The 8,134-nt window shown below is 65.6% G+C and carries 7 protein-coding genes and 1 pseudogene; 4 read left to right on the top strand and 4 right to left on the bottom strand.

From position 1 onward, the window contains the following. Positions 1–92 precede the first annotated feature (92 nt). Positions 93–1,700 carry an adenylate/guanylate cyclase domain-containing protein gene (locus AC2VOU_RS00515; RefSeq protein ID WP_486955592.1) on the bottom strand — a complete coding sequence of 536 codons (1,608 nt, stop codon included), beginning with the start codon at positions 1,698–1,700 and terminating at the stop codon, positions 93–95. A gap of 49 nt (positions 1,701–1,749) precedes the next feature. Between AC2VOU_RS00515 and nucS the strand changes: the two genes are divergently transcribed. Both nucS and AC2VOU_RS00525 read left to right on the top strand, forming a co-directional pair. Further along, complete coding sequence (gene nucS / locus AC2VOU_RS00520; RefSeq protein WP_486940294.1) at positions 1,750–2,418, top strand: endonuclease NucS; 669 nt, start codon at positions 1,750–1,752, stop codon at positions 2,416–2,418. Positions 2,419–2,440: 22 nt separating this feature from the next. Beyond that, positions 2,441–2,737, top strand: coding sequence for a hypothetical protein (locus tag AC2VOU_RS00525; protein ID WP_486955593.1), 297 nt, complete (start codon positions 2,441–2,443; stop codon positions 2,735–2,737). Here AC2VOU_RS00525 and mce read toward each other — a convergent pair. Next, entirely contained in the window at positions 2,734–3,210 is a 477-nt protein-coding gene (gene mce, locus AC2VOU_RS00530; protein WP_486955594.1) for a methylmalonyl-CoA epimerase, read from the bottom strand. The two genes, AC2VOU_RS00525 and mce, sit on opposite strands and share 4 nt — an antisense overlap. Positions 3,211–3,289: 79 nt before the next feature. On the opposite strand from mce, the gene AC2VOU_RS00535 reads away from it, so the two are divergent. Then, positions 3,290–4,471 (top strand): acetyl-CoA C-acetyltransferase, encoded by a 1,182-nt coding sequence (locus tag AC2VOU_RS00535; RefSeq protein ID WP_486955595.1) that lies wholly within the window; start codon positions 3,290–3,292, stop codon positions 4,469–4,471. Positions 4,472–4,633: 162 nt separating this feature from the next. Continuing rightward, entirely contained in the window at positions 4,634–5,542 is a 909-nt protein-coding gene (locus AC2VOU_RS00540) for a co-chaperone YbbN (RefSeq protein ID WP_486955596.1), read from the top strand. A 4-nt stretch (positions 5,543–5,546) separates the two neighbouring features. Here AC2VOU_RS00540 and glgB read toward each other — a convergent pair whose 3' ends face one another. Continuing rightward, positions 5,547–7,742, bottom strand: a complete 2,196-nt coding sequence (gene glgB, locus AC2VOU_RS00545; protein WP_486955597.1) for a 1,4-alpha-glucan branching protein GlgB — start codon at positions 7,740–7,742, stop codon at positions 5,547–5,549. A 7-nt stretch (positions 7,743–7,749) separates the two neighbouring features. Beyond that, positions 7,750–8,134 (bottom strand): annotated as a pseudogene (locus AC2VOU_RS00550) (alpha-1,4-glucan--maltose-1-phosphate maltosyltransferase); the annotation flags it as partial.

The raw sequence follows: 8,134 nt of genomic DNA on the forward strand, positions 1-8,134 counted from the left end.
GTGACGACGGCGCTAGCTCCATTGATATCCACATCGACATCCTATGCACGAGGCAATTTCCGGATCGTTCGCCATTGCCCAGCCTCCCGGAGCTAGCTGAGTGATGCCAGTTGGGTGGGATGATCGTGGCCGCGCAACGTGACAGTGTGTCCCAGCGACCAGTGGGCCCGCTCGTCGTCGCTGGACGCGTTGACGGTGTCTGAGGACGCCAGTAGCCGGCGTGGCTCGTTTTTGGCCAGCTCGCACAGCCGCGCGGCCTCGTTGACCGGTTCGCCGATCACCGTGTATTCGAATCTTTCCTTGGCGCCGACATTGCCGGCCACCGCGTTGCCGGCCGTGACCCCGATGCCGGCCTTGATCTCGGGTACTTCGCTGTCCAGACGACGAGCGATGGCGCGCGCGGCACTGAGCGCCTGATCCTCGGGTCGGTCGAGATGGTTGGGAGCTCCGAAGACCGCAAGCACCGCGTCGCCCTCGAATTTGTTGACCAGCCCGTGATGACGGTCGACCTCTTCGACGATCACCGCGAAAAACCGGTTGAGCAGTTGGACGACCTCGGCCGCCGGTCGGCTCGTCACCAATTGCGTCGAGCCGATGATATCGACGAAAACCACTGCGACATGGCGTTCTTCGCCACCGAGTTGCGGCATGTCCCGCTCGGCGGCGGCGGCGACTTCGCGTCCGACGTGGCGCCCGAACAAATCCCGCACCCGTTCCCGCTCGCGCAGACCGTCGACCATCGCGTTGAATCCGCGCTGCAACTCCCCGAGTTCGGTCCCGTCGAACACCACCAGATCGCCGCGTAGGTCGCCGTCTTCGACGCGTTTGAGTGCAGCACGAACCATCCGTACCGGTGTCGCGGTCAGCCAGGCCAGGATCCACATCAATACGAAGCCGAAAATTACTGCGGCAGTCGAGATTACCAAGATCGCGACCGCCAACTGGGTTTTGCTCAGATTGTCCAGCAGCACGCCACCCAACAGTGCGGTGACCATGATGCCGAGCATCGGGACACCAGAACCCAGCAGCCACACGGTCAGCGTCCGGCCCATGATCCCGGGCGCCAGTCGTCGCGGCGGCCCGCCCGCCTCGAGCGCCTGGGCAGCCACCGGTCGCAGCGCGAACTCGGTGAACAGATAGCACGCGGTGGACACCAGGATCCCGCATACGCTGACGCAGAAGCCGACGATCGGAATGAACGTGCTATTGGCCAAACCGTAAAGCGTTGTCAGCAAAGCGGTCCCGATCACCCACAGCACGAGGACGCCGAGCGCGAGCCAGAACGGCGCGGTGAACGTCGCGCGTTCGTCGTCGGGGGTGGGTTGTCGCTCCTCGATGGACCAGCGCAGGACGCCGATGGTCCGGCGGGTGATCAAATAGGTGCCCAGACCCAGTGCGACGACACAATACGCCGGCGTGACGGCAAAGGTGATCCACAGATACTCGGCGCTGAAGACGCTCGGCTTCGGGAACGCGACAGTCAGCAGCAGCGCCGCGACGCCGATCCCGATCACGTTCGCTCCGACGATGAATACCGTCAGGATGAGCTGGATCCGCACCCGGCGCCGGGACTGGCTCTCCGACACCTTGCCCAGCAGCCAGGACCCGTAGGCCGGAGTGTCGGGCAGTCGACCGCTCTGCTGGGTGACCCGTTCCAACACGCGCCCCAGTCGCTGCGCGGTCGATCGCCTGGCCGTCATGGTGGCGTCAGCCTAGTTGCTCAGTGGGCTCGCGCTTAAGGTGTGGTGCGTGCGTCTCGTCATCGCTCGTTGCACCGTGGATTACGTCGGACGGCTGACCGCTCACTTGCCTTCGGCGCGGCGGCTGCTGCTGTTCAAGGCCGACGGCTCGGTGAGCGTGCATGCCGACGACCGCGCCTACAAGCCGCTGAACTGGATGAGCCCGCCGTGCTGGTTCTCCGAAGAGGCCGGTGACGCCTCGGTGTGGGTGGTACAGAACAAGGCTGGCGAGCAACTGCGCATCACGGTCGAGGAGATCGACCACGACTCAAGCCATGAGCTCGGGATCGACCCGGGGCTGGTCAAGGACGGCGTCGAAGCCCACTTACAGGTGCTGCTCGCCGAGCATGTCGAGTTGCTCGGAGCCGGCTACACGCTGGTGCGCCGCGAGTACATGACGCCGATCGGTCCGGTCGACCTACTGTGCCGCGACGATCAGGGGCGCTGCGTCGCGGTCGAGATCAAGCGCCGTGGTGAAATCGATGGAGTCGAGCAGCTCACCCGATACCTGGAGTTGCTCAACCGGGACAGTCTGCTGGCGCCGGTGAGCGGGGTCTTTGCGGCCCAGCAGATCAAGCCGCAGGCGAAGACCTTGGCAACCGATCGCGGGATTCGTTGTCTGACATTAGATTACGACAAGATGCGGGGCATGGATTCCGACGAGTTCCGGTTGTTCTGAGCTGCCTCACTAGACTGCGGTCATGTCTCGGCGCCGCAGTTCAGCGCGTCGGCAGCAGCCACCGCCGCCGCTGCCCGTTCCGCGTCGGGTGGAGACCGGGCCGGGCGGCCACGACTACGAGGTGCGGTCAATAGCCGCTGCGCGGGCTCTGAAAACCTATCGCTGCCCAGGCTGCGATCACGAAATACGATCAGGCACAGCCCATGTGGTGGTGTGGCTGGCCAACTGCGGCGAGGCGGCGCTCGACGATCGACGGCATTGGCACACCCCGTGCTGGGCGAACCGCGCAACGCGCGCGCCGACCCGAAAGTGGTCTTAGACGGCGTCGTCGGCAGGCTCGACCAATTCGACCAGCACGCCGCCGGCGTCCTTGGGGTGGATGAAGTTGATCCGCGAGTTCGCTGTGCCGCGCCGGGGCGCGTCGTAGAGCAACCGGATGTCCTGGTCGCGCAGGCGCCTGGTGAGCGCGTCGAGGTCGCTGACCCGGTAGGCGATCTGCTGGATGCCGGGGCCGCGCTTGTCGAGGAACTTGGCGATCGCCGACGAGTCGTCGATGGGTGCCATCAGTTGAACCTGAGCGCTACCGACCGCGGCGCCGCGCACCGAGAGCATCGCCTCGCGAATTCCTTGATCGTCGTTGATTTCCTCGTGCAGCACGATCATGCCGAGGTGGTCGTGGTACCACGCGATCGCGTCGTCGAGGTCGGGCACCGCGATGCCGACGTGGTCGACCGCCGTCACCAGAGCGGTGCCGAGTACTCGACGGGTGTCAACGTGATCGGTGGTCATCACGTAACGGTAACCTGATCGTGAAGAATCCGTCCTTCCCGATCTTGGCGATCGGCCCCTGGACCACGCTGTGGAGGTAGTCATGACGACATCGGTGATCGTTGCTGGAGCACGGACGCCAGTCGGCAAGTTGATGGGCTCGCTGAAGGATCACAGCGCCAGCGATCTGGGCGCCATCGCGATCAAGGGCGCGCTGGAGAAGGCGAACGTCCCGGCCGCGTTGGTGCAGTACGTGATCATGGGCCAGGTGCTGACCGCGGGCGCCGGCCAGATGCCGGCCCGGCAATCCGCCGTCGCGGCCGGCATCGGCTGGGACGTGCCGGCCCTGACCATCAACAAGATGTGTCTGTCCGGAATCGACGCCATCGCTCTGGCCGATCAGCTCATTCGGGCCGGCGAGTTCGACGTGGTGGTGGCCGGCGGCCAGGAATCCATGAGCAAGGCCCCGCACCTGCTGATCGACAGCCGCTCGGGCTACAAGTACGGCGACGTCACGGTCCGCGACCACATGGCCTACGACGGCTTGTACGACGTGTTCACCGACCAGCCGATGGGTGCCCTCACCGAGCAGCGCAACGAGGTCGACAAGTTCTCCAGCGCCCAGCAAGACGAGTTCGCGGCGCGGTCGCATCAACGGGCCGCCGCGGCATGGAAGGACGGTGTTTTCGCCGACGAGGTGGTCCCGGTGAGCATTCCGCAGCGCAAGGGCGATCCGCTGCAGTTCGCCGAGGACGAGGGCATCCGGGCCAACACCACCGCCGAGTCGCTGGCCGGGCTCAAACCGGCATTCCGCAAGGACGGCACCATCACAGCCGGGTCGGCCTCGCAGATCTCCGATGGCGCGGCCGCGGTCGTGGTGATGAACAAGGACAAGGCGATCGAGCTGGGGCTGACCTGGCTGGTGGAGATCGGCGCGCACGGCGTGGTGGCCGGGCCGGACTCGACGCTGCAATCGCAGCCCGCCAACGCGATCAAGAAGGCTCTTCTGCGGGAAGGTATTTCCGTCGATCAGCTCGACGTAGTGGAGATCAACGAGGCGTTCTCCGCGGTGGCGCTGGCCTCGATGCAGGAGCTCGGCGTGGACCCCGAGATCGTCAACGTCAACGGCGGCGCGATCGCGATCGGTCACCCGATCGGCATGTCGGGGGCCCGGATCGCGCTGCACACCGCACTCGAATTGGCCCGCCGCGGCTCCGGCTACGGGGTTGCTGCGCTGTGCGGAGCCGGTGGCCAGGGCGAAGCTCTGATCCTGCGCGCTGGCTAGTTACCGGCCAGTACGGTTTGTGGCCGCCGTGGCCGGACAGGCGTCCGGAAGTTTGCTGGAGCGGCATGACTCTCGGCTCGACCCACCCTGATGTGATGTTGCTCATAGAGCCGTCCCAGCCGGATGAGACGCAGCCGGCGGCGCCGTGCCAGACTTGATCGCGTGAGCCGTCCACGCCCCTCGATCGGACCTGCGTTGTCTGGCGCGGTCGATCTTTCTGCCCTGAAGCAACCCCCTCCTGGCAGTGGAGGCAGTCGCGGGGACGCGTCGAGCGCGTCGTCCGCCGGTATCGAGGTCAACGAGACCAACTTCGAAGACGAAGTACTGCTGCGCTCCAACCAGGTGCCGGTCGTGGTGCTGTTGTGGTCGCCGCGCAGCGAGGTCTGTCTGCAGTTGGCCGACATCCTGGCCGGCCTGGCCGCCGAGGACAGCGGCAAATGGGCGCTGGCCAGCGTCAACGTCGATGTTTCTGCACGGGTGGCGCAGATCTTCGGCGTCGAGGTGGTTCCCACCGTCGTGGCGTTGGCCGCCGGACAACCGCTCTCCAGCTTCCAAGGTGCCCAGCCGCCGGAGCAGTTACGCCGCTGGGTCGACTCGCTGCTGTCTGCGACCGCCGGAAAGCTCAGCGGTGCAGCCGATGCTGAAGCCGAGCCCACAGCGGTGGATCCGGCGCTGGCGCAGGCCCGTCAGCAGCTGGAGGGCAACGACCTCGGTGCGGCGCTGAACTCCTATCAGGCAATCCTCGACGACGACCCCAACCACGACGAAGCCAAAGGCGCGGTACGCCACATCGCGTTTCTGATGCGAGCCACCGCCCACGGACCGGAAGCGATCGCGGCTGCCGATGCCGCACCGACCGACATCGAGGCCGCTTTCGCCGCAGCCGACGTTCAGCTGCTCAGCCAGGATGCGGCCGGGGCATTCGACCGACTGGTGGCGCTGGTGCGGCGAACATCGGGTGACGAGCGGACGTCGGTGCGTACCCGACTGATCGAGCTGTTCGAGTTGTTCGACGCGGGAGACCCAGATGTCATTGCAGGTCGACGCAATCTCGCGAATGCGTTGTACTAGAGTCTTATTCGGGCGCAAGCCATAGCGCCGACATCGGCGGCAGCGCCAACACCGCCGAAGCCGGGCGGCCGTGCCACGGATCGTCGGTCGCGTCGAGTCCGCCCAGGTTTCCGATCCCGGCGCCGTTGTAGTCGGTGGCGTCGGTGTTGAGCACCTCACGCCACCGGCCGGCCTTGGGCAGGCCCAGCCGATAGCCGCTGTGCTCGGCGCCGGCGAAGTTGAACACGCAGGCCATCATCGAGCCGTCGCTGCCGTAGCGCAGAAAGCTCAACACGTTGTTGGCCGAGTCGTTGGCGTCGATCCAGGAGTAGCCCTCCGGCTTGATGTCTTGGCTCCACAGCGCCGACGACTTCCGATATACCGCGTTGAGATCACGAACCAGCCGCGATATTCCGTCGGAGAAGCCGTGCTCGTCGAGCTGGAACCAGTCCAGCCCGCGTTCTTCGGACCATTCCGCCCGCTGGCCGAAATCCTGCCCCATGAACAGCAACTGCTTACCCGGATGCGCCCACTGGTAGGCCAGCAGGCTGCGCAGTCCGGCCGCTTTCATGTGGTCGCTGCCGGGCATCCGCTCCCACAGCGTGCCCTTGCCGTGCACGACCTCGTCATGGCTGATCGGCAGCACGAAGTTCTCGCTGTAGGCGTAGAGCATCGAAAACGTGATCGCGTGGTGGTGGTAGCTGCGGTAGATCGGATCACGGCCGATGTAATCGAGCGTGTCGTGCATCCAGCCCATGTTCCACTTCATCGAGAAGCCAAGGCCACCAACGGTAGTCGGGCGCGTGACGCCCGGCCACGACGTCGACTCCTCGGCGATGGTGACGATACCGGGCGCTGCTTTGTGTGCGGTGGCGTTCATCTCCTGCAGGAACTGCACGGCCTCCAGATTCTCCCGGCCGCCGTGGATGTTCGGTGTCCACCCCCCTTCGGGGCGCGAGTAATCCAGGTACAGCATCGAGGCGACGGCGTCCACCCGCAGGCCGTCGACGTGGTACTCCTGGAGCCAGTACAGCGCGTTGGCGACCAGGAAGTTGCGGACCTCGGCGCGGCCGAAGTCGAACACGTAAGTACCCCAGTCGAGTTGCTCGCCGCGACGCGGGTCGGAGTGTTCGTAGAGCGGTGTCCCGTCGAAGCGGCCCAGCGCCCAGGCGTCTTTGGGGAAGTGGGCGGGCACCCAGTCGACGATCACGCCGATGCCGGCCTGGTGTAGCGCGTCGATCAGCCCGCGCAACTCGTCGGGCGTGCCAAAGCGGGACGACGGCGCGTAGTACGAGGTGACCTGGTATCCCCACGATCCGCCGAATGGATGCTCGGCGACGGGGAGCAGCTCCACGTGGGTAAAACCTTGTGCCAGAACGTAGTCCGTCAGCTCGCGGGCCAGGTCGCGATACGACAGGCCGGGCCGCCACGAACCCAGATGGACTTCGTAGGTGCTCATCGGCTCGAACACCGCATTGCGCGTGGCGCGCGCGGTCATCCAGCCGTCGTCGCCCCAGCGGTAGTCGCTCACGTTCACCCGTGACGCGGTGTGTGGCGGCACCTCGGTGGCAAACGCCATCGGGTCGGCGCGGTCGGTGACCGAGCCGTCGGCGCCGTGCACCCGGAACTTGTACAGGCCGTCCTGGGCGAAGTCGGGCCAGAACAACTCCCAGACGCCGGACGAACCGAGCACCCGCAGCGGTGCCTCGTTACCGTGCCAGCCGTTGAATTCCGCGATCAGGCTGACTCCCTTGGCATTGGGAGCCCAGACCGCGAACGACACACCCTCGACCACGCCGTCGGCGGTGGTGAACGAACGGGGATGGGCGCCGAGAACTTCCCACAGTCGTTCGTGCCGTCCTTCGTTGAACAGATGCAGGTCGACTTCGCCCAGCGTGGGCAGGAAGCGGTACGCGTCGGCGGCGACCCGCGGTTCGCCCTGGTCGTAGTGCACCTCGAGCCGGTAGTCGATCAGGCCGACGAATGGCAGCGCGCCGGCGAACAGGCCGGAGTCGATGTGCTGCAACGGCAATCGATCGTCGCCGACCAGGGCAACCACCTCGGCGGCGTGCGGACGGAAGACCCGGATGACGGTGTGGTCGCCGTATTCGTGGGCGCCCAGGATGCCGTGCGGATTGTGGTGCTCCCCGGCGATCAGCCGGGCCAGGTCACTGGGTTCGGGCGCTAGGCGGGTTCGGGCGACTTCTTCTCCTGGTTTCATCGCGGCGTTACCTCCGGCGCAGCAGACTGATTCGTGCTTCGGACGGGATGATCGGCATATTGATCACGTGTGCGACGGCATAGCCAGGGTCGATCCGGATGAAATTGTCTGCACCCCAATGGTATTCCTCACCAGTAATTTCGTCGCGTACCCAGAACCGCTCATGGTGCTCCATGCCCAACGCGTCCATGTCCAGCCACAGCGTGGCTTGTTCTGCGCCGAACGCATTGAGCGTGACGACCACCAGCACGCAGTCGCCGGTGATCGGGTCGAACTTGCTGTAAGCCAGCAGCGCATCGTTGTCGATCGCGTGGAAGGTTATGTTGCGCAGTTGCTGGAGTGCTGGATGGCGCCGGCGAATATTGTTCAGCCGCGCGATACACGGCTCCAAC

The organism is Mycobacterium sp. TH-M25 (assembly GCF_057473665.1).